19 protein-coding genes and 3 tRNA genes are annotated in these 22,358 nt (G+C 50.1%); 6 read left to right on the top strand and 16 right to left on the bottom strand.

The features are described 5' to 3' along the window. Nucleotides 1-13 precede the first annotated feature (13 nt). Together QUE62_RS04590 and QUE62_RS04585 are read left to right on the top strand one after the other, a co-directional pair. Complete coding sequence (locus tag QUE62_RS04590; protein ID WP_286262490.1) at nucleotides 14-1,654, top strand: thiamine pyrophosphate-binding protein; 1,641 nt, start codon at nucleotides 14-16, stop codon at nucleotides 1,652-1,654. Between the two features lie 40 nt (nucleotides 1,655-1,694). Then, on the top strand, nucleotides 1,695-2,540 hold the full coding sequence (locus tag QUE62_RS04585; protein ID WP_286226105.1) for a M48 family metallopeptidase: 846 nt from the start codon (nucleotides 1,695-1,697) through the stop codon (nucleotides 2,538-2,540). A 44-nt stretch (nucleotides 2,541-2,584) separates the two neighbouring features. On the opposite strand, the gene QUE62_RS04580 is transcribed toward QUE62_RS04585, so the two are convergent. The 8 genes from QUE62_RS04580 to gltX all read right to left on the bottom strand — a co-directional run bounded on the left by QUE62_RS04580 (nucleotide 2,585) and on the right by gltX (nucleotide 7,603). Continuing rightward, the gene (locus QUE62_RS04580) at nucleotides 2,585-3,580 is read right to left on the bottom strand and encodes a Bug family tripartite tricarboxylate transporter substrate binding protein (protein WP_286226104.1); all 996 of its coding nucleotides are present in this window, start codon (nucleotides 3,578-3,580) and stop codon (nucleotides 2,585-2,587) included. A 110-nt stretch (nucleotides 3,581-3,690) separates the two neighbouring features. Beyond that, nucleotides 3,691-4,764, bottom strand: a complete 1,074-nt coding sequence (locus QUE62_RS04575) for a TauD/TfdA family dioxygenase (protein WP_286262488.1) — start codon at nucleotides 4,762-4,764, stop codon at nucleotides 3,691-3,693. Between the two features lie 182 nt (nucleotides 4,765-4,946). Continuing rightward, entirely contained in the window at nucleotides 4,947-5,126 is a 180-nt protein-coding gene (locus QUE62_RS04570; RefSeq protein ID WP_286224656.1) for a hypothetical protein, read from the bottom strand. Nucleotides 5,127-5,178: 52 nt separating this feature from the next. Continuing rightward, nucleotides 5,179-5,772, bottom strand: a complete 594-nt coding sequence (locus tag QUE62_RS04565; RefSeq protein WP_286224655.1) for a hypothetical protein — start codon at nucleotides 5,770-5,772, stop codon at nucleotides 5,179-5,181. 114 nt (nucleotides 5,773-5,886) lie between these two features. Further along, nucleotides 5,887-5,963: transfer RNA gene (locus QUE62_RS04560), tRNA-Asp, on the bottom strand. Nucleotides 5,964-5,994: 31 nt separating this feature from the next. Beyond that, nucleotides 5,995-6,070, bottom strand: a tRNA-Glu gene (locus tag QUE62_RS04555). Nucleotides 6,071-6,089: 19 nt separating this feature from the next. Then, nucleotides 6,090-6,165: transfer RNA gene (locus QUE62_RS04550), tRNA-Ala, on the bottom strand. A 34-nt stretch (nucleotides 6,166-6,199) separates the two neighbouring features. Then, nucleotides 6,200-7,603 (bottom strand): glutamate--tRNA ligase, encoded by a 1,404-nt coding sequence (gltX, locus tag QUE62_RS04545; protein WP_286262563.1) that lies wholly within the window; start codon nucleotides 7,601-7,603, stop codon nucleotides 6,200-6,202. Between the two features lie 38 nt (nucleotides 7,604-7,641). Here gltX and hslO point away from each other — a divergent pair, with 38 nt between their 5' ends. Beyond that, the gene (gene hslO, locus QUE62_RS04540) at nucleotides 7,642-8,616 is read left to right on the top strand and encodes an Hsp33 family molecular chaperone HslO (protein ID WP_286262486.1); all 975 of its coding nucleotides are present in this window, start codon (nucleotides 7,642-7,644) and stop codon (nucleotides 8,614-8,616) included. Here the strand turns inward: hslO and ftsB are convergent, their stop codons facing one another. From ftsB to QUE62_RS04520, 4 genes are read right to left on the bottom strand one after another with little or no spacing between them, the layout of a single operon-like run. Beyond that, nucleotides 8,617-8,940 (bottom strand): cell division protein FtsB, encoded by a 324-nt coding sequence (gene ftsB / locus QUE62_RS04535; protein ID WP_286262484.1) that lies wholly within the window; start codon nucleotides 8,938-8,940, stop codon nucleotides 8,617-8,619. It lies immediately after the preceding gene. A 13-nt stretch (nucleotides 8,941-8,953) separates the two neighbouring features. Continuing rightward, entirely contained in the window at nucleotides 8,954-10,246 is a 1,293-nt protein-coding gene (gene eno / locus QUE62_RS04530) for a phosphopyruvate hydratase (RefSeq protein ID WP_286262482.1), read from the bottom strand. Between the two features lie 51 nt (nucleotides 10,247-10,297). Beyond that, a complete protein-coding gene (gene kdsA / locus QUE62_RS04525) occupies nucleotides 10,298-11,161 on the bottom strand; it encodes a 3-deoxy-8-phosphooctulonate synthase (protein ID WP_286226097.1) in 864 nt (287 codons plus the stop codon). Between the two features lie 10 nt (nucleotides 11,162-11,171). Then, nucleotides 11,172-12,833, bottom strand: coding sequence for a CTP synthase (locus tag QUE62_RS04520; RefSeq protein WP_286262480.1), 1,662 nt, complete (start codon nucleotides 12,831-12,833; stop codon nucleotides 11,172-11,174). 92 nt (nucleotides 12,834-12,925) lie between these two features. Here QUE62_RS04520 and QUE62_RS04515 point away from each other — a divergent pair, with 92 nt between their 5' ends. Together QUE62_RS04515 and acnB are read left to right on the top strand one after the other, a co-directional pair. Then, complete coding sequence (locus QUE62_RS04515; RefSeq protein WP_286227396.1) at nucleotides 12,926-13,114, top strand: superinfection immunity protein; 189 nt, start codon at nucleotides 12,926-12,928, stop codon at nucleotides 13,112-13,114. 96 nt (nucleotides 13,115-13,210) lie between these two features. Next, nucleotides 13,211-15,796 (top strand): bifunctional aconitate hydratase 2/2-methylisocitrate dehydratase, encoded by a 2,586-nt coding sequence (acnB, locus tag QUE62_RS04510; protein WP_286227395.1) that lies wholly within the window; start codon nucleotides 13,211-13,213, stop codon nucleotides 15,794-15,796. A gap of 83 nt (nucleotides 15,797-15,879) precedes the next feature. On the opposite strand, the gene QUE62_RS04505 is transcribed toward acnB, so the two are convergent. The 4 genes from QUE62_RS04505 to QUE62_RS04490 form a co-directional block, all read right to left on the bottom strand. Continuing rightward, a complete protein-coding gene (locus tag QUE62_RS04505; RefSeq protein ID WP_286262478.1) occupies nucleotides 15,880-16,134 on the bottom strand; it encodes a hypothetical protein in 255 nt (84 codons plus the stop codon). Between the two features lie 67 nt (nucleotides 16,135-16,201). Next, nucleotides 16,202-16,978 carry a spermine/spermidine synthase domain-containing protein gene (locus QUE62_RS04500; protein ID WP_286262476.1) on the bottom strand — a complete coding sequence of 259 codons (777 nt, stop codon included), beginning with the start codon at nucleotides 16,976-16,978 and terminating at the stop codon, nucleotides 16,202-16,204. Further along, the gene (gene purL / locus QUE62_RS04495; RefSeq protein ID WP_286262562.1) at nucleotides 16,979-20,965 is read right to left on the bottom strand and encodes a phosphoribosylformylglycinamidine synthase; all 3,987 of its coding nucleotides are present in this window, start codon (nucleotides 20,963-20,965) and stop codon (nucleotides 16,979-16,981) included. It abuts the gene before it with no gap. Nucleotides 20,966-21,003: 38 nt separating this feature from the next. After that, entirely contained in the window at nucleotides 21,004-21,693 is a 690-nt protein-coding gene (locus QUE62_RS04490; RefSeq protein ID WP_286262474.1) for an ABC transporter ATP-binding protein, read from the bottom strand. 1 nt (nucleotide 21,694) lies between these two features. Here QUE62_RS04490 and QUE62_RS04485 point away from each other — a divergent pair, with 1 nt between their 5' ends. Next, the gene (locus QUE62_RS04485; protein WP_458574798.1) at nucleotides 21,695-22,357 is read left to right on the top strand and encodes an arylesterase; all 663 of its coding nucleotides are present in this window, start codon (nucleotides 21,695-21,697) and stop codon (nucleotides 22,355-22,357) included. Nucleotide 22,358: the final 1 nt, after the last annotated feature.

Below are 22,358 nucleotides of genomic sequence, written 5' to 3'. Positions count from 1 at the left end.
TTAAGGAGCAATCATGGCAGAACGGCTTGGTGCGCATTCATTGGTGGATGCCTTTAAGGCACAGGGTGTGAATTCAATATTTACCCTTTCTGGTAATCACATCATGCCCATTTTTGATGCGGTGATTGATCACCCGATTAAATTAATTCATACGCGTCATGAAGCGGCAACCGTTCATATGGCTGATGCATATGCTCGCTTGAGTGGCAAAGTGGGTATTGCAATGGTCACAGGTGGGCCAGGCCATGCCAATGCGGTATCCGCTTTATATACCGCGGCAATGGCCGAAGCTCCGGTGGTGCTGTTATCTGGTCATGCCCCCCTCAACCAATTGGGCAAAGGCGCCTTCCAAGAAATGTCCCAAGCTGATATTGCCGCGCCTTTATGCAAAGCATCCTGGACCTGTGCGGGCCCCCAATATTTAGCAGCCGATTTTGAGTTAGCCTGTGCAATTGCTCAATCGGGTCGGCCGGGCCCCGTTCATTTGAGCCTGCCATCCGATGCGCTTGAGAATCCATTAACAGCTGCATCTGCAACACCGAGTCCTAGTGCGCCCAAACTTGCATCAAACCCTCCCTTAAGTTCGGAGAATGCACAGTTGATCGTAAAGCAGTTACGTGCTGCGCAAAAGCCGGTGGTTTTAGTGGGTCCGCGTGGTTGCTACCAATACGCTAAGGAACTTCACCAATTAAGCGAAGCGCTTGGCGTGCCAGTGATTGCCACAGAAAGTCCTCGTGGCGTAGGCGATCCCAGTTTAGGCGCCTTTGCTGAGGTGCTAGCACAAAGTGATTGTGTCTTATTGCTTGAGAAACGACTGGACTTCACGCTCAAGTTTGGTAACTCACCAACTTTCAAAGCCGATGCGCGCTTTATGCAAATTGACTCAGAGGCGGATGAACTGCAGCGCTCTCAGAATGCACTCGGCTCGCGGTTGGAGTTGGCAGTACAAGCTGATTTACTTCCATCTATTGAGACCTTATTGCAAACTGCTAAGAGTGATCAAGCTAAATCTCAAGATACTAGTTGGTTGCCATGGGTCAAGGAGGCAATCGCTTATCGCCCCAATACTTGGTCAACCGCTACATCTAAGACACCCAAGCATGCGCACCCAGGCAGAGCAATGCTTGCCTTACAAGCCATCCTCGACTCCCATCCAGATTCAGTACTAGTAGCAGATGGTGGTGAAATTGGCCAATGGGCACAGGCTTGCCTGCATGCACCCAACCGAGTGATTAATGGTGTTGCTGGTTCGATAGGTGCAGCACTGCCCTTTGCGACTGCAGCTGCGTACACCAAGCCAGGCGTGCCAGTTGTTGCTGTGATGGGAGATGGCACCTTTGGCTTTCATTCGTCCGAGCTCGATACTGCCGTTCGCTATCAACTGCCATTCATTGGGGTCGTGGGCAATGATGCCTGCTGGAATGCCGAATATCAGATTCAGATACGGGAATATGGTCAAGAACGGGCGAAGGGATGTGAGCTTTTACCTTCCCGCTATGATCAGGTTGCAGAGGCGTTTGGTGGTGCTGGAGAGTTAGTAACTGATGCGGTTGATGTCTTAGCTGCTGCGCAGCGCTTACAGGCCAAAGGCTTACCAGCGATCTTGAACATCTTGATCGAGGGCTTACCTGCCCCCAATCTCAAGCGCAGTTAGTTAGGGTCATCCCCTGTTACGTATCAGGCGTTTAACGACCATGCACCTGATGTATCGCCCGCGTTTTATTCAAGCAGTTGTTGGTATTTTGGTAGCAAGCTGCCTTTTGGTAGCGTGCGCCAATACTAGCCGTCCTGGGGTTGTAGGCGTGCAACGCTCGCAGTTCATGATGATCTCCGCAGCGCAAATTGATCGGATGTCGGCGATTAGTTTTGAACAACAGGCGAAGGCGGCGCAGAAGAAAAAAATCCTCATTACCAGTGGCCCAGAATATGAGCGCCTCAAGACCATCGCCAATCGACTGATTCCACAGACCGCGGTATTTCGGGACGATACCCGCAATTGGAACTGGGGTCTACAGTTGATTGATTCCCCCATTGTGAATGCCACCTGCGCACCTGGTGGTCGGATTACTTTTTATACCGGGATCATTAATAAACTTAACCTCAATGATGATGAAATTGCAGCCATCATGGGTCATGAGATTGCTCATGCCGTACGAGAACATGGACGGGAGCAAGTTTCCCAGGCATTAGCCCAAAACATTATTAGTAATGTTGCGCTTGCTGCTGCTGGGGCGGGCTCGGCACAATCGATTGATGCAGCCAATCAAATCATGCAATACGTGATGGTACTTCCTAACTCTCGCCAGAATGAGCGCGAAGCTGATGCGATTGGCTTAGAGCTTGCGGCGCGTGGTGGCTATGATCCTCGCGCTGCGATAACGCTGTGGCAAAAGATGAGTAAAGAAAGTCAGGGCAAGAACCCACCTGAGTTTTTATCGACCCACCCCTCCAATGAGAATCGTATTAAAGAGCTTTCTGCATTGATACCGAAGGTCATGCCCTTATACGAGGCGGCAAAGCGAGAGAATGTGACCAAATAAAAACGGCCCCAGATTTTGGGGCCGTAGTTTTTAAGATATTTTGTTTATTTCTTAAGGTTCAGTTGTGTTCCAAGTTTGCTATAGAGCTCAAATTGCTCTCGGGCAAATTTCTCGGTATCTTGGGGTGACCGAATCGCTGGGATTGCACCAACGGTATCGTTTCCACGTAACCAAGCTGGGTCTTTGGCGACTTCCTTCAAAACAGCTTGCCATTTGTTCACAACCTCAGCAGGTAATCCTGGGGGCCCATACAAACCACTCCATCCCATGACTTGCTCTAGGTTGCCGATGCCCATTTCTTTGGCAGTTGGCACATCTGGGAAGTCCTTTAGGCGATTAGGGGTTGATGTAACCAGTGCGCGCATGGCACCGCCCTTAATTTGACCAACCATAGTGGTGAGATTGTTGCAGATGAATTGCACTTGACCACCTAATAATGCGGTAGTTGCCTCGCCGCCTCCTTTATACGGGATCATCATGGCAGCAGTAGATGGCAATCCAAGCTGACTGAGCATGACTTCCACTGCTAAATGTTGTGTTGTTCCAGGGCCAGCAGTTGCGTAATTGAGCTTACCGGGATTAGCGCGGATCGCATCAATTAAATCTTTCATGGTCTTATAGGGTGCGTCATTTTTGACCACACACACCACTGGATTGAAATCCAACAAGGAAATCATTGTGAAATCATTCCACTTATAAGGCGCCTTACTATCGAGAGCTGGCACAATGGCTTGCGAACCACCGCGCGACACCAATAAGGTATATCCATCGGGTGGCGCAGCGCTCACCTTTTGTGAGCCGATTGTGCCAGAGGCACCAACCACGTTCTGTACCACGATGGGCTGCCCAATCAATTTGCTTGCAACAGCGGCTAAATTGCGGCCTGAGAAATCACTATCACCCCCAGCTGCGTATGGGGCAATTAAGGTAATGGGTTTATTGGGATAGTTTTGCGCGATTGCTGGGCTGATACCAAGCGCACTTGCAACTAATCCCGCAAGAATCGATTTGCCGATTAGGCGTTTACTAGACTTCAACATAGTAGGTCTCCTCCACAATGGGATGTTTTTATAGGCACAACAACCCATACTACAAGTCGATTTTTGGGAAACCAATCAGGGTTAAAACTAGGTTTTTACTCTTTTAGGAGCTAAATACTCAATTCCACTGAGAGTTTGGTGCCCGGCACAATAATGCCGCCCCGATCCCCAGGGGTCGTATTGCCCCAACGAGATGCAAAGTAATCGGGCAAAGGTCGTCCAGATGGCGGGGCAATCCAGAGTCTTAGCAAATGACGATGACGCTCAGGTTCAGGCCAGTTCTCAAAATCATTTCTGGAATGCAGAATTTGATGATTATGCAAAAGCTGAATATCGCCAGGTTCAAATGCCATCTGCAGAGCAAATCCGGGCTCTTGCAAGATTGCATCGATCAAGTCCATGACCTCCACTTGTTCTTTGGTGAGGCGTGGCGCATTGGGAAAGCGTCGTTGCGCCTCTTCAATGTAATGGCGTAGATAAACGCACGATAGTTCACCGTGATACCAGTTAAAGATGGGGATCTCAAACCAAGGGTCACGTCCTTCGGGAACTTCGCCACGGCGATCGGTGGGATACGGAGTAAACATCGCAGGAATGAGATCGGGGCGGCGCCTCACAAGTTCGTTGTAAACAGCCATTGAGCTGGCGATGAAGGACTCACCACCCTGCTTTGCCTTTTGTAGACACAAGAGGCCCACAATGTCCGCGGAGTCAGTGTGGTAGTCCAGCTTCTTGTTGGTTTGGTAAAAACGCGCACCCGCCTCCACTTTGGCGCCTTGATCGCGCACATGACCCAAGAGATGTCCTTTGCCATTGGAGCTGCGCAAACTCCCCATGTGACGACCGATCCCCATGTAAATGGTGGCGGCTTTCTCAATCGACCAGTTTGCAATTGGCAACCCTCGTAGCATCACAAAGCCACGGCCATGCAAGAGCTCTTGCAGCTGCCCCTGAATAAATGGCTCTAGATTGTGAAGAGGAAAACTCGCGGGTGTGATGTTCTCAAGAGCAAGTCCGGTGCTAGCAAAGTGCTCCGCAGCGCGCTCGAGTTCGGCGACTTGTTCGGGAGTCCAGTGCACGATCCAATCCGATTTTTGAGCAAGGTCGGCGCCTAGCCATGCGCACGGTCCATCAATCGATTTGGGGATACTACCCACGGCATTAACTGCTTGACTTGTTCTCATCGTACGCCCCCGTTCGGATCTTTGCTTGGTAATCACTTCCTTATGAACTGAAATTAGTCTATTACAAAAATAGCCCAAATTTAAGCAAAAATAGAGCAAATCAGATCAATTAGTTTGGATGTGAATACTCTTTATATCTAAATTGAGTAGATGACTCTACATGACTTCGGGCTAATACTAATTTAGCGCTTGGGGTCGTCTTGTTTGGATTTGCGCAAAATTGACTGCAATAGAGGTGCAGGTTTGGCGTTTGATTTTGACTTTGTTTGCTTGTTTTGCAAATCAGCCTTGCTGGCATTTTTCAGGCGCAGCGCGATCTGAAGACCTTGGCGTTTTGCTAAATCGGTTTTCTTGAGGGTCATGATGAAAAAACCCGCCTAGTTCACACTAGACGGGTCTTCAATACGATATAAATTACTTCTTGGGAGCAGTTACTTCAATCGCAATGATTTCGGTAACAGTTGCTTCAACTTGTGTACCCACTTTAACGCCCTTGAGTACTTTTGGATCCTTCACTTTTAGATCCAATGTACGGGTAGCACCACGCAGAGTGATAGTACCTTTCTTTTCATCTACAGCGGTTACGTCAGCAACTACAGTGACTTGACGCTCGATCGCAGCAGCAGGCTTATCACCCAACTTTGCACGCGCTGCCTTTTCGGTTTCAACACGCTCACGGATTTCAACTTTGCTTGGCTTTTTAATGTCAGCCACGAGGATCTCAACATGAGTGAGCGTAACAATATCGCCCACTTTTATTTGATTAAAGTTTCTGACCTCATCACCCAACACGGTTTTGTACTCATTACCATTTGGGCCAACAATCACCACTTCACGGGTTTTTGGATCTACTGATTTGAATTTGCCTTGGAACTGAACACCTTCAGCTACTTTTAAGACGCCTGGAGCAGTTTCAACAGCAACCACTGCCTGTGGTTTATTTTGGGCCATGACAGCGGATGTGCCCATCATTAATACGGCTGCGCTTACAAGTGCAATTTTCTTCATGAAATTCCTCTATGGTTAATTAACAAAAATACCTCAAACGAGAATATTGTTGTAATGATAGTGGTTTTCATGACCAGGAAATGAAAAAACCACCCGAAGGTGGCTTTTGGAAATTGGCGGAGCGGACGGGACTCGAACCCGCGACCCTCGGCGTGACAGGCCGATATTCTAACCAACTGAACTACCGCTCCAGATACTGCATCATGCGCGTCACTGCATGACTGGCGTCCCCAGGGGGATTCGAACCCCCGTACTCACCGTGAAAGGGTGATGTCCTAGGCCTCTAGACGATGGGGACCTTGGACTACTTGTTTTGTTGGTGGAGATAAGCGGGATCGAACCGCTGACCTCTTGCATGCCATGCAAGCGCTCTCCCAGCTGAGCTATACCCCCTTATATTGGTGCACTTTCAAAACAATCCAAGATTTTAGCCTATTTTTGAGAGACGCTCGACAACTTCGTCCTTACCCATCACCGCAATCACCGCATCAAGCGCTGGCGTTTGGGTGGTGGCAAATAGCGCATACCGGATTGGCATTGCCAAGGCGGGCATCTTGAGTTGAAACTGAGTGAGCGTCGCTTTCAGCTGAGTGGCGACCTCTTCCTTAGTTTTGGGATTTGATGCTATTAGTCGCTCTCTAAAATCAGTAATGGCTGGGATCACAGCATTTGGAATATTTTGTGAAATTTGCTCATTACTGAGATTGGGTCGGCCCTGATAGAGAAGCTTGGCACCTTCGACGATCTCTAACAAAGTGTTCGCACGATCTTTAAGTAAGTTAACCACGGACTCAAAATCAGGGCCTTGCGAGAGATCAATTCCCTGCTGATGGATAAACGGCATGCACAACTGCGCAAGTCGTTTTGCATCGCCCTGCTGAATATAGTGGTGATTGAGCCAGAGTAGTTTCTCGGGATTATGTTGTGCGGGTGAGCGACCCAAGTGCTCCAAATCAAACCATTTCACAAACTGCTCTTGCGTAAAGATTTCAGCGTCGCCGTGCGACCAGCCTAAGCGCGCGAGATAGTTTAGGACCGCTTCAGGTAGATAGCCCATTTTTTGATAGTCGCGCACACTCAGAGCACCATTGCGCTTACTCATCTTCTCGCCACTCTCATCCAAGACCGTTGGTAGGTGCGCGTAGACCGGCGGCGTACCACCAAGCGCTTTCATAATATTGATTTGCCGTGGGGTATTGTTCACATGATCATCGCCCCGAATCACATGGGTAATTTGCATGTCGAGATCATCCACTACCACACAGAAGTTATAGGTAGGAGTGCCATCGGGACGGGCGATGATGAGATCATCTAACTCATCGTTACTAATTTCAATCATCCCCTTAACGGCATCTTTCCAAATGACTGAGCCGCCAATTGGGTTTTTAAAACGAATTACGGGTAAAGCATCTTTGGGGGGTTCTGGCAATGTCTTCCCAGGTTCGGGACGCCAAAAGCCGTTGTAGCGAGGCTTCTCTTTATTAGCCATTTGCTGGTCACGCAAACGATTGAGCTCATCTTCGCTCATATAACAATAGTATGCCGAGCCATCCGCTAGCATTTGCTTGAGAACTTCACGATAGCGGTCCATGCGTTGCATTTGATAGATGGGACCCTCATCGGGATCTAAGCCCAGCCAATGCATTCCCTCCAAGATCACCTCAACGGCCTCGAGGGAGGAGCGTTCTTGATCGGTATCTTCAATCCGCAAGATGAAGTCCCCGCCCTTGCTTCTCGCAAAGGCCCAGGGGTACAAGGCACTACGCAGATTACCTAAATGAATAAAGCCGGTTGGGCTTGGGGCAAAACGAGTTCGAATACGCATGGGCAGTATTATCTCAGGTCAGAACTGCTTAGGATATTTTTAGGATGAATCAGCTTTTGGTCTTTGTGTGTGACGGCGCCCCCGTGCGGGGTGAATTTGTTTCGATTGGTAGTGCGTGGCAGAACATCTTGGCCCTGCGCAATGACCCACCGGCGGTGCAAAAGGTGATGGGCGAGTTTATTGCAGCAGCTACGCTCTTAACGGCTAGCATCAAGCTCGATGGCACTTTAATTATTCAAGCCCAGAGTAAGGGGCCAATTCAGCTCTTGGTAGTTGAATGCACATCCCAACTTGAGATTCGGGCGAGTGTCACCCTCAATCCCGATTTTGGTCAAATTCCTGACAATGCCACTCTCGCTGAATTACTTGATGCAGAGGGCTCAGGGCGCTTAGCCATCACCCTCGATCCGATCGATCGCAAGCCATCCCAAACACCCTATCAAGGAATCGTGGCATTAAAACGACCATCCTCCACCCACCCCGGTTTGGACGAGCCGATTGAAACAGTCGCAGAGGCCATCATGCAATATATGCAACGCTCCGAACAAATTGATACCCGTATCTGGCTCGCCTCAAGTTCAAAATCCTTGGGCGGTTTTTTATTGCAACGCATGCCCGATGCCGGTGGCGCCTCTCAATATGACCCCAAGATGATGGCCGAGGGTTGGGAGCGCATTCAGATGCTAGGAAGCACCATTACCAATGAAGAGCTCTTAGACGTTGCGCCTGAAACCTTATTGCGTCGCTTATTTCTTGAAGAATCTGAGCGCTTTGGTGTGCGCAGCTTTCCAATACGCCTCGTTCGGTTTGCCTGCCGTTGCTCGCGTGAGCGAGTCGCAGATGTCATTCGAATGTTGGGTCAAGAAGAGGTCGATAGCATATTGGGCGAACTCGGTGCCGTAGAGACTCGCTGCGACTTTTGTGGAATGCAATATCGTTTTGATGCCGTTGATTGCAAACAAGCCTTTGCAAGCACGACGCTCAGCGATGCTGTGCGACCGCCATCCAAGGGGCATTAATTATTGCTTGGGTGCGGGCACCTGGGTAGTATTTGGGCTCTGAGGCGCGCCGTCTTTTGGTACGATCTGCACAAAATATTCGCCCTCTTTGAGCATCCCATGCTCTGATCGGGCCCGTTCTTCAATTGCACGTGTGCCCTCTTTTAAATCCTTTACATCGCCAGCCAGTTTATTATTCCGAATTTCTAAGGCTTTATTTTTCTGGATTTGCGCATCGAGCTGACGCTCTAGCTCATAGGCCTTGAGCCATCCGCCCTGACCAAACCAGAGCGGATACTGAATCACGATCAGCAACCCCAACATCGAGTAGATAATCAGGCGCATTACGCAAGCAGGCTTACTTTAAATTGTGCAGGTTGTAGAACGCAGCCTTACCGGGATAGCTCGCCACATCACCCAGATCCTCTTCAATACGCAGGAGCTGGTTGTACTTCGCGATCCGATCAGAGCGAGACAGGGAACCGGTTTTAATTTGACCAGCATTGGTACCCACTGCAATATCCGCAATGGTGCTATCTTCGGTCTCACCAGAGCGATGAGAGATCACTGCAGTGTAATTGGCGCGTTTAGCCATCTCGATCGCCGCAAAGGTCTCAGTGAGTGTGCCAATTTGGTTGATCTTGATCAGAATCGAGTTCGCAATGCCTTTGTCGATCCCCTCTTTGAGAATGCGAGTGTTGGTGACAAATAGATCGTCCCCAACCAACTGGATAGTTTGACCAAGCTTTTGAGTTAAGGTCGCCCAGCCATCCCAATCACTCTCATGCATCCCGTCTTCAATTGATACGATCGGGAACTGATTGGCTAAATTGCCGAGGTAATCCGCAAACTCGGTGGAACTCAGTTGCAAACCCTCGCCTAATAAATGGTACTTGCCATCTTTATAGAACTCACTCGCCGCACAATCTAAGGCCAGCAACACATCATCACCGGCGTGATAGCCCGCTTTCTCAATCGCACTCAGAATGGTTTCTAGGCACTCTTGATTGCTCTTGAAGTTGGGCGCAAAGCCACCTTCATCACCCACCGAGGTTGGCATATTTTTATCGTGCAATATTTTTTTGAGGGCATGAAAGATCTCGGCACCACAGCGCAACGCCTCCCGAAAACTATCCACACCCACTGGCATGATCATGAACTCTTGAATATCCAAGCTATTGTTAGCGTGGGCACCGCCATTGACGATGTTCATCATCGGTACTGGCAATTGCATGGCGCCCGAGCCACCAAAATAGCGATAGAGTGGCAAGCCGGCCTCTTCTGCAGCGGCGCGTGCTACGGCCATCGATACCGCTAAGGTAGCGTTTGCGCCAAGACCGGCTTTATTGTGGGTGCCGTCAAGATCATTCAAGGTGCGATCCAGAAATGCTTGCTCACTCGCATCTAGACCTAATACCGTTTCAGCAATTTTGGTATTGATGTTCTCAACGGCTTTTAGTACGCCTTTGCCAAGATAACGAGAGGCATCACCATCACGCAACTCCATCGCCTCGCGCGAGCCAGTCGATGCACCCGATGGAACCGCAGCGCGGGCCATGACACCCGATTCCAACAGAACGTCGCACTCGACGGTGGGATTACCACGCGAGTCCAGGATCTCACGACCAATAATGTCAACAATTGCGCTCATGCTCTCTCCTAAATATCTGTTCGGTGATGAAGGTCGATGATTGACTAAGGGTCAACCCACAAATCGGTCTTCTAAATACATATTGGCTTGTTTCACAACACGATCCAACTGTTGCAGCGTTGCTAATAGCTCTTTTAAGTGATTGAGCGGCACTGCATTGGGGCCATCCGATAAAGCCTTAGCTGGATCCGGATGGGTTTCCATGAAGAGACCGCTGATGCCGACTGCTACCGCTGCGCGCGCTAGCACCGGCACAAACTCACGCTGCCCACCACTACTGCTGCCTTGACCACCGGGCAATTGCACAGAATGGGTTGCATCAAACACTACGGGGGCTTGCGTCGCGCGCATGATGGCGAGGCTACGCATATCCGAGACTAAGTTGTTATAGCCAAAGCTGGCACCACGTTCGCACACCATAAACTGATCGGGAAGGTTTTTCTCACGCGCAGCAGCCCGCGCTTTATCGACTACATTACCCATCTCATACGGGGATAAGAATTGCCCCTTCTTAATATTGACTGGTTTGCCACTTTGAGCAACAGCAGCAATGAAGTCTGTCTGGCGACAGAGAAACGCTGGGGTTTGCAAGACATCAACTACGGAGGCTACCGCTGCCACATCGCTGATTTCATGTACGTCGGTCAGGACTGGTACGCCAATTTGTTTCTTGACCTTTTCTAAGATTGCCAAGCCCTTTTCCATTCCCAGTCCCCGAAACGAGGATCCTGAGGAACGATTGGCTTTATCAAAGGAGGACTTGTAAATGAAGGGGATGTTGAGATCGGCACAAATTGCTTTGATCTGACCAGCCGTGTCAATGGAAAACTGCTCCGACTCAATCACGCATGGGCCCGCAATCAAGAAGAAAGGTTTGTTTAAACCAATCTCGAAGCCACACAAATGATTAAACATAAAGATCCAATTACGCAGCGACTGCTGTTTTAGCAGTTTGACGCGCGAGCGCTGCGCGGATGTACGCCAAGAACAAGGGGTGCCCGGCTCTTGGGGTTGAGGTGAACTCGGGGTGGAACTGCACACCGAAGAACCATGGATGCATCGATTTAGGCAACTCCATCATCTCCGGCAGATCTTCATTGGGGGTACGCGCAGAAATAATCATGCCGGCCCTCTCAAGCTTTGGAGCGTAGATATTATTCACCTCATAGCGATGGCGGTGACGCTCATTTACTTCAGCACCATAAATGCTATGAGCAAGTGTATTGGGCTTCACTGGGCATTTTTGTGAACCCAAGCGCATTGTTCCGCCCATATCGGAGTCGGCTGCACGTTTTTCAATCTTGCCCTCACGATCGAGCCACTCGGTAATGAGTGCCACAACTGGATTGGGGGTCTCTGGATCAAACTCGGTGCTGTTAGCCGCCTCAATCTTAGCAACATGCCTAGCAAACTCGATCACAGCAAGTTGCATTCCCAAACAGATACCTAAATATGGCACGTCGTTCTCACGCGCATACTGAATGGCTTTGATTTTTCCTTCAGTGCCGCGCTTACCAAATCCACCGGGTACCAAAATAGCATCGAGATCATAGAGGCACTCGAGATTGCCCTGCTCAAGGCGCTCGGAGTCAATGTAGCGAATATTAATTTTGGTGTGATTGTGAATGCCAGCATGGCGTAGTGCTTCAATCAATGATTTATACGATTCGGTGAGGTCCACATATTTACCCACCATACCAATCGTGACCTCATATTGAGGATGTTCAAGCTCGTACACCAAGGAATCCCACATCGAGAGATCGGCAGGTTTGGCTTGAATATTGAGCTCCTTGCATAAGAGCTCATCCATCCCCTGCTCATGCAGCATCTTCGGAATCTTATAAATCGTATCGACATCCCACACTGAGATCACTGCTTCTTCACGCACATTCGAGAACAAAGAGATCTTGGCGCGCTCGTCATCGGGGATCTCGCGATCGGCACGGCACAATAAGACCGTTGGCAAAATCCCGATCTCGCGCAGTTTTTGCACCGAGTGTTGGGTGGGTTTGGTCTTCAACTCACCCGCACTCTGAATCCAGGGCACTAGGGTGAGATGGACAAATGCGCAATCACCTTTAGGAAGTCGCAAGCTCATTTGGCGGGCTGCTTCCAAGAACGGGAGTGATTCAATATCGCCGACGGTACCGCCAATCTCGCAAATGGCAATATCGGCATGGCCATCATGACTGGCTTTAGCACCCTTCTCCACAAAGGCCTGAATCTCATTGGTAATGTGGGGAATCACTTGAACTGTCTTGCCGAGATACTCACCACGGCGCTCTTTGCGAATCACCGACTCATAAATTTGGCCGGTGGTGAAATTATTGCTCTTGCGCATCTTGGCGCTGACAAAACGCTCATAATGACCCAAATCGAGATCGGTCTCAGCCCCGTCTTCGGTCACGAATACTTCTCCGTGCTGAAACGGACTCATCGTTCCGGGATCAACGTTGATGTAAGGGTCTAATTTTAGGAGGGTGACTTTCAGGCCGCGTGATTCAAGAATCGCGGCAAGCGAGGCGGCTGCAATTCCTTTTCCGAGAGAAGAAACTACACCACCAGTGACAAAAACGTATTTGGTCATCGCTTAACGTCTATTGGTAATACGTAATTATAACGATAGCTGGAGCGGATTGAAAAAAAGAGACTTCGGACTTGCCCTAAGTAAAATTAGGAATGCGTTTATTGTTCGCCATCCTCATCACCCTTCTATCCCTGTTTTACTTCCTCCCAGTAGCGATTGCGTTTTACCGCAAACGCGCCAATACCGGGGCTATTTTTGCCCTGAACCTCTTTTTAGGTTGGTCCTTAATTGGCTGGGTGATTGCCCTGGTTTGGGCTCTGAAGGACGAAGAGATCCTGTAAATATCAGGCGGATTAGGGGTATTTTCACTAGATCCGCTGTCAGTAAAGTTTTACAATATAGCCTGTTCTTTTGGCCCACTTCTGATCAGGAATCTTATGTTAGACGCATACCAATCCCATGTAGCCGAACGTGCTGCGCAAGGCATCCCCGCCCTCCCATTAACCAAGGATCAAACCGCTGAATTGGTCAAAATGCTGCAAAACCCTCCCAAGGGTTTAGAGGCACAACTCCTTGATTTAATTACCTATCGTGTGCCTGCTGGGGTGGATGAAGCCGCTAAGGTGAAAGCTGAGTTTTTGGATGCAGTTGCTAAAGGTAAGCTGCAGTCCCCCGTGATTTCTCGTGTCAAAGCGACCGAACTCTTGGGCACCATGCTTGGGGGCTACAACATCAAGCCATTAGTTGAATTGCTTGAGGATAAGGAGTGCGGGGCTGCCGCGACCGAAGCCCTCAAGAAAACCTTACTCATGTTTGATTACTTTAATGACGTCAATGACTTAGCAGAGAAAGGTAATGCAAATGCTAAGGCTGTTATTCAGAGCTGGGCGAATGCCGAGTGGTTTACCAGCCGCCCCGCCGTCCCTGAGTCCATGACCCTCACGGTTTTCAAGGTAACTGGTGAGACCAATACTGATGACCTCTCCCCGGCCCCCGATGCTTGGAGCCGTCCAGATATTCCGCTCCATGCGACCGTCATGCTCAAGAACCCCCGTCCGGGTATTGAGCCTGATGAGGCTGGAGTGCGTGGCCCCATGAAACAAATTGAGGCTCTTAAACAAAAGGGTCATCAAATTGCCTATGTGGGCGATGTCGTAGGTACCGGATCGTCTCGTAAATCGGCTACCAACTCTGTGCTTTGGTGGACTGGCCAAGACATTCCCTTCGTTCCCAATAAACGTTTTGGCGGCGTTTGCTTAGGTGGCAAGATTGCACCGATCTTCTTTAACACCATGGAAGATGCGGGTGCCCTGCCAATTGAGCTCGATGTCAATCAAATGAATATGGGCGATGTCATTGAACTTCGCCCCTATGAAGGCAAAGTGCTCAAAGATGGCAAAGTGATTGCGGAGTTCACCCTGAAGTCACCGGTGATTCTCGATGAGGTCCGCGCCGGTGGTCGCATCCCTCTCATCATTGGTCGCGGCTTAACTGCCAAGGCGCGTGCCTCACTGGGCTTACCTGCATCGACCGAGTTCCGAGTACCGATTAGCCCACCTGATAACAAGAAGGGCTTTAGCTTGGCGCAGAAGATGGTCGGTCGTGCCTGTGGCTTGCCCGAAGGTCAAGGCGTTCGTCCAGGAACCTATTGCGAGCCCCATATGACCACCGTTGGTTCGCAAGATACAACTGGCCCCATGACCCGCGATGAACTCAAAGATCTCGCCTGCCTTGGATTCTCAGCAGACTTAGTGATGCAGTCGTTCTGCCACACCTCGGCCTATCCAAAGCCAGTGGATATTCGTACCCATCATGAACTGCCATCATTTATGACCAATCGCGGTGGCGTCTCACTGCGCCCAGGCGATGGCGTGATCCACAGTTGGTTAAACCGTTTGTTACTGCCCGATACCTGTGGCACGGGTGGTGATAGCCATACTCGTTTCCCGATTGGCATCTCCTTCCCCGCTGGCTCGGGTCTGGTCGCATTCGCGGCTGCCACCGGTGTCATGCCTCTGGATATGCCCGAGTCTGTCTTAGTTCGCTTTAAAGGTCAAATGCAACCTGGCATTACCTTGCGCGACTTAGTGAATGCCATTCCCCTCTTTGCGATTAAGCGCGGCTTACTCACCGTTGAGAAAAAAGGCAAGAAGAATGTGTTCTCGGGTCGCATCCTCGAGATTGAGGGCCTGCCTGATCTTAAGGTTGAGCAAGCCTTTGAACTTTCCGATGCATCGGCCGAGCGCTCAGCCGGTGGTTGCACTGTGCATCTCAACAAAGAGCCCATCATTGAGTACATGCGCTCCAACATTACGCTCATGAAGTGGATGATCGCGAATGGCTATGAAGATAAGCGTACGCTCGCGCGTCGCATTAAGGCGATGGAGAACTGGATTGCCAATCCACAATTGCTTAAGGCCGATGAGAATGCAGATTACGCCGAGATCATTGAGATCGATATGAACGAGATCAAGGAACCCATCTTAGCTTGCCCCAACGATCCCGATGATGTCAAATATCTCTCGGAGGTTCAAGGTGACAAGATCGATGAGGTATTTATTGGTTCGTGCATGACCAATATCGGTCACTTCCGTGCCGCCGGCAAGATCCTCGAAGGTAAAACGGATATTCCAACGCGCTTATGGATTGCGCCACCCACCAAGATGGATGCAATGATTCTTACCGAGGAAGGTTATTACGGCATTTTGGGTCGCACGGGTGCACGCATGGAGTCGCCAGGTTGCTCGCTCTGCATGGGTAATCAAGCGCAGATGCGCAAGGGTGCCTCAGCGGTTTCTACATCGACACGTAACTTCCCTAATCGCTTAGGAATTGATACACGGGTGTATTTAGCCTCTGCGGAGCTGGCTGCGGTTGCCGCCCTCTTGGGTCGCATACCCACCATGGCGGAGTACTTGGAACAGTTCCAAGCGGTCAATGCCAAAGCCAATGATGTGTATCGCTACATGAACTTTGACAAGATCAAAGACTTTAGTGAAGTTGCGGATACCGTCAGCGTTTAAGTCTTTCCTTAAACGATTAAGCCCAAGGTTTTAGCCTTGGGCTTTTTTGTTTCAGTTTTCACTCTTCGGTGATGATTTAAATCTCAATGTAAGGCGACTGGCTTCGCTTGCTTTCTGCGTTTATGCATGATCCAAGCGCTGTGGACTCTGGTAACGACCATGATTGGCCAGAGTAATGCGCATAGCAGGACCCAAAAGGTGCGGGTCTCAAATGGGCTGTCATCCGAGCCCTTTGCCTTATGAGGACCCTCACTAAATAAGTGACGGTGTTCATAGGTGATAAACCCAAAACACGCGCCAAAGAGGATGAAAAGGCTAATAAAAGTAGTGTCGGTCATCGCTAATACCCCACAAAGGTTGTGTAAAGCGAATATTACACCTAAACATGTAAAAGAAAAGTGTTATTTAAATAACCAGTCGCTCTTCTTGGTGGGCATTCACAGCCCGTAAGCCATTTGCCCAAGACTTGGTTGGCAATCCCGTCGTTTTCTCAATGATTTTGGCGCGCTGCACAATACGCTCCCAATCAATTTTGATCATTGGTCCTTTGAAAGCGATCGCGACGGCATTGCAATCGTGCGATTCCGGGAATATCAGCACCCTACCCTGAAAGGCTTTACACATATGATTGAGATTAATGTCAAAGCTTTTGTGTTGTGAGAACAGATTAACGGTCATCACCCCAACTGTCTTTAAGGTTCGGTAACAGCCTTGATAAAACTCGAGCGAACTTAAGACGGGACCTTTGGCATCCGCATCATATAAATCCACTTGCAAGACGTCGAACTGCTGCTGATGCCGTTTGTTATTCACAAAGGCTAAGGCATCCTCCTGTAGAACTCGTAGCTTCGTATGGTCGTCGGGTAAAGTAAACATCGTTCTCGCCGCCAGGATGACTGCGGGGTTTAGCTCGACAACCGTATTCACAATATCGGGACAATGCTCTAAGGTGAACTTCGCGAGTGAGCCAGTACCCAAGCCCAATTGCGCGACCTGCATCTTGGGCTTACTCTGCAAAAAGAGTAACCATGCCATCATTTGCTGCGAGTACTCGAGATAGATCTCATTTGGATCGCGAATGCGCATCGCGCCTTGGATCCATGGAGTACCAAGATGGAGATAACGAATTCCGCCCGACTCCGAGAATGTCACAGGGGGAAATTTAGTTTTGTTACTGACCACCTAGTTCACCCAAACACGGGCATTACGGAACATGCGTAACCAAGGGCTTGCGCCATCGGCGTTTTGGTTCCATTCTTTGGGATACCAACTCATTTGCACATTTCTGAACACGCGCTCGGGGTGGGGCATCATCACGGTAAAGCGACCGTCAGCAGTCGTTACGCTGGTGAGCCCATGGGGTGAGCCATTGGGATTAAAGGGATAGCGTTCAGTTGGATTACCGTAGTGATCAATAAAACGCATGGCTGCTAAGTGATTGGATTCAATCTGCTGATAATTACCTTGGTGTTTAAAGTTGGCATACCCTTCACCATGCGCTACTGCGATGGGTAAATGACTGCCTTTCATCCCTTGAAAGAATAGCGATGGTGAATCCAATACTTCCACCATCACCAAACGCGCTTCGTATTGCTCCGATTGATTACGCGTGAACTTCGGCCACGCATCCGCCCCCGGAATGAGTTTCGATAAATTACTCATCATCTGACAGCCATTGCAAACACCCAAGGCAAAGCTGTCCGAGCGATTGAAAAATGCCTTGAACTGATCACTGAGCATCTGGTTAAACAAAATGGTCTTTGCCCAACCCTCACCCGCTCCCAATACATCGCCGTAGCTAAATCCACCGCAGGCTACTAAGCCTTGAAAGTCCTTCAGATGGGCTCTGCCAGCCAGTAAATCGCTCATATGTACATCATGCGTGGCAAAGCCCGCGAGATCCATCGCATACGCCATCTCCAGATGCGAGTTCACGCCTTGCTCGCGCAAGATTGCGATCTTTGGACGACTTACTTGTTGGAGATATGGCGCACTGATATTTTTACTGGGATCAAACGTGAGTTTCGGGCTCATACCCGGGTCCTTGGCGTCATCTAAGGCATTTAACTCACTATCGACGCATTCGGGGTTATCGCGCAGGCGAGCAATTTGATAGCTGGTGTTTTGCCAAAGTTTTTGCAAGGTGATGCGGCTCTCTGTATAGATACATTTGGCATCCCGCCAGATCTCTAGGGTGTCGTTTTGATTGGCTTTGCCAATCACATGGCTATAGGCACTGATGCCCTGCTCACGCAAGATAGCAAATACCTGATCGCGCTGGGACCGTTCAATCTGAATGACCACTCCAAGCTCTTCATTAAAGAGTGCCCGTATGGTTTGCTCGTGGCGTCGACCACTCACTTGGCTAGCCCAGTTCTTCGCATCACCATAATCTTGTTCGGTCCGCGCATCAATGCAAAGTAGATCAACATTGATCGAAATACCGCGGTGAGTAGCAAAGGCCATCTCGGCAATACAGGCGAGGAGTCCTCCGTCCGAACGGTCGTGATAGGCCAAGACCATTTGTTTGGAACGCAGTTGTGTAATCGCGTTGGCAAATCCTTTGAGGACCTCAGGTCTGTCAACGGAGGGTGCCTCAGAATCGGTTTGATCAAACACTTGGGTAAGAATGCTACCTGCCATGCGATTTTGATTGCACCCTAGATCAATCAGAATCAGCTCGGTATCTGCGATCTCGGTGTTGAGCTGCGGTGTGAGTGTTTTACGAACATCTTGCACTGGGGCAAACGCTGAGATGATTAGTGAGACCGGTGCAATCACTTGTTTGGTTTGATTCTGATCCTGCCAGGTCGTGGCCATTGATAAAGAATCTTTCCCCACTGGGATCGAGATTCCTAAGGCCGGACAAAGTTCCATACCGACCGCCTCGACTGAGGCAAAGAGTTTGGCATCCTCGCCCGCTTGACCACAGGCAGCCATCCAGTTCGCTGAGAGCTTAATGTCTTCAATTCCTCGGACATCTGCTGCCAGAATATTCGTGATGGCTTCACCTACTGCCATCTTGGCTGCTGCTGGCGCATTAAAGAGAGCCACGGGGGTGCGCTCACCCATACTCATCGCTTCTCCACGATAGCCCTGATAGTCCATGGTGGTGACCGCGCAATCAGCCACCGGTACTTGCCATGGACCCACAAATGGGTCCCGCGAGTTCAAGCCACCCACGGTGCGATCCCCGATCGTGATTAAGAATGATTTACTAGCTACCGTTGGTTGTTGTAATACCGCCTCAATCGCAGTTTTTAGATCAATCTCATTGCAATTGATGGGTGCAAACTGCTCATGCGTACTTTCTACATCACGGTGCATTTTGGGAGGCTTACCTAGGAGCACCTCCATGGGCATATCAATTGGATATTGTTGATCTGGGTTGGCGCTTTGCTGCTGATCGTGCAATTGCAGTTGACGCTCTTGCGTGGTGTGGCCCACGACGGCATAAGGGCAACGCTCCCGCTCGCAAAGACCGGCAAAGCGCTCAAGGTCTTTAGCGTGGATCGCAATCACATAGCGCTCTTGCGATTCATTGCACCAGATCTCGGCAGGACTCATACCACTCTCTTCCAGCGGAATCTTGCGTAGCTCAAATTGCGCACCGAGCTTGGCGCTATCGGCGAGCTCAGGAAATGCATTTGATAAGCCACCCGCCCCCACATCATGAATGGAAACAATGGGGTTGTTCTCCCCTAACGCTCGGCACTGATTAATCACCTCTTGCGCACGACGCTCAATCTCCGGGTTACCACGCTGCACGGAGTCAAAGTCAAGATCGGCGGTATTGGTACCGGTTGCCATGGAGCTTGCTGTCCCACCACCCATACCAATGCGCATGCCAGGACCACCCAACTGAATTAGTAGATCGCCATCTAGAATGGTTTTCTTATGGGTGTGAATGTCTTCAATCGCACCAATCCCGCCCGCGATCATGATGGGCTTGTGATAACCGCGGCGCTTGCCTGCAATCGTTTGCTCAAAGACCCTGAAATACCCTCCCAGATTAGGGCGACCAAACTCGTTATTAAAGGCGGCGCCACCCAATGGGCCATCGATCATGATTTGTAAGGGGGTCGCAATCCGCTCTGGTTTGCCATAGGGCTTTTGCTCCCAGGGCAAGTTCGTTCCAGGAATATGCAAGTTCGATACCGAAAACCCAGTAAGACCTGCTTTGGGTTTGCCACCAATCCCCGTTGCGCCCTCATCACGGATCTCTCCACCCGATCCTGTAGCCGCCCCCTGGAATGGAGCAATCGCAGTGGGATGGTTGTGGGTCTCAACCTTCATTAAGGTGTGTACTAAGGCTCGCTTTGTGCGGTATTGCCCTGCGGGGCCCGAGGAGCTCCATACATCCGCTTCGCACCCTTCCATAATGGCCGAGTTATCCGAGTAAGCCACTACTGTCCCTTTGGGTTGCAAGCGGTGCGTGTTCCGAATCATGGCAAAGAGTGAGTGTTCTTGCGCCTTTCCATCGATTGTCCAACTCGCATTAAAGATTTTGTGGCGGCAGTGTTCACTATTTGCCTGGGCAAACATGATCAACTCAACATCGCTAGGATTGCGACCTAAGCGCTTGAAGTTCTCTTCGAGATAAGCGATCTCATCGGTAGAGAGTGCTAAGCCGAGCGATTGGTTTGCATCATCCAGTGCCTTTTGACCCAAACCAATGACATCAATACGGGTGAATGGGCGATCGGGTAAGGTTTGATAGAGGGCGTTCGCCTCATCTGGGGAAGCAATGATGACCTCGGTCATGCGATCAAACAGGCTGGCGTGGAGAATACGTTCTTGTTCTGGGTTGAGCGTGCGTTTTGCGCTCCATTGGTAACGAATACCGCGTTCAATTCGAAGGACTTTTAATCCGCACTGATGGGCGATATCCGTCGCCTTACTTGCCCACGGAGAAACCGTGCCAAAACGTGGAATCACGATCGCACGATTAGGCGCTGCTTTTGCTTCAAATGGTTCACCATACTGCAGTAGTGCCTCGAGGGTCGCGAGCTCATCGCTTGTTAACTCATTGGTGGACCAAACAAAGTGGAGATACTGAGCCTGAATCGACTGAAGTTCAATCCCTTCCTGATGGAGGTGACTCAGAAGCCGTTGTTGACGGAATACAGAGAGGGCATCGGCCCCGGGCAGACAACGGAAAAAGGACATCATGTAATTATAAGATCCCAGCGACCCCAGTCCTTGTTTTAGACCAGACGACCACCTTGCAGCGTTAACTGACGGCTGCAGCGCCTTGCGAGTTGAGGGTCATGGGTTACTAGGATTAAGGTGGAGCCGTTCTCGCGGTTGAGCTCAAAAAGGAGTTCAATGACTTTGGAACCGCTAGCCTCATCCAAACTACCAGTGGGCTCATCGGCAAACAGAATGGATGGCTCGCTCACAAATGCACGGGCTAAGGCTACGCGTTGTTGTTCACCACCGGATAAGGTTTTTGGGTAATGCATTAAGCGTTGCGATAAACCGACGCGTGCGAGGCAATCGGCTGCGAGCTCACGTGCTTGAGAGAGGGGCGTACCGCGGATCTCCAAAGGCAGCATGACGTTCTCGAGGGCATTGAGATGCGGTACTAGCTGAAAGGACTGAAACACAAAGCCCACGAACTGACCCCTGAGCTTTGCTCGACCGTCTTCATCTAATCGACCAAGATCCTGTTGCATAAGCTCAATCGAGCCGCTCGTGGGTAGATCTAGGCCAGCCATCAATCCCAACAGTGTGCTCTTACCAGATCCCGATGCTCCCACGATGGCAACCGACTCTCCTGATCGAATCGTGAAATTAATGTCTTGCAAAATGGCAAGCAGCCCATCGCTGGTCTGAACCGTTTTACCCACACCTTTGGCCTGCAAGACTGGGGTAGATTCATGCACAATAGTCAATGTGAATCCTTTGTTTAAACAATTTATTGTTGGATTGGCCTCCATCTTACTCGTCAGTGCTGCACCCGTGCAGGCACAAACTGCTAAGACCCCAAGCGCGACTCCACAACTCCTCGTTCTGGGCGATAGCCTTTCTGCAGAGTACGGACTGCCACGCGGCACCGGTTGGGTGGGATTGCTCCAAAATCAATTACGTAAGGATGGCAGTATTTGGCAAGTTGCCAATGCCAGCATTAGCGGTGAGACCACCGCAGGTGGCTTAAGTCGTCTGCCAGATCTCTTAAAACGCATCAAACCTCGTTTAGTGATTATTGAGCTGGGCGCCAACGATGCCTTGCGAGGACTCTCGCTCGCGGCTACCCAGAAAAACCTCAAAGAGATGATCGTCATGAGTAAGAAAAGTGGTGCTGAGGTCTTGCTCGTGGGGATGCAAATCCCTCCCAACTATGGTCAGGAATACACCAAACAGTTTGCGCGGCTGTTTGTGACCCTATCGCAGTCGGAGCAAGTTCCCCTGCTGCCATTTTTTCTGGAGGGTGTCGCTACCCGGCCTGAGTTATTTCAGGCGGATCGGATCCATCCAAATGAACAGGCACAACCAATCTTATTTAACAACGTTTGGAAGGCTCTCGAACCATACCGAGAACTTCTCAAAACCAATTGAT

It is taken from the genome of Polynucleobacter sp. HIN9 (assembly GCF_030297635.1).
Taxonomy (GTDB): domain Bacteria; phylum Pseudomonadota; class Gammaproteobacteria; order Burkholderiales; family Burkholderiaceae; genus Polynucleobacter.
The sequence above is the reverse complement of the archived record's forward strand: the minus strand, read 5'-3'. Positions and strand labels throughout refer to the sequence as shown.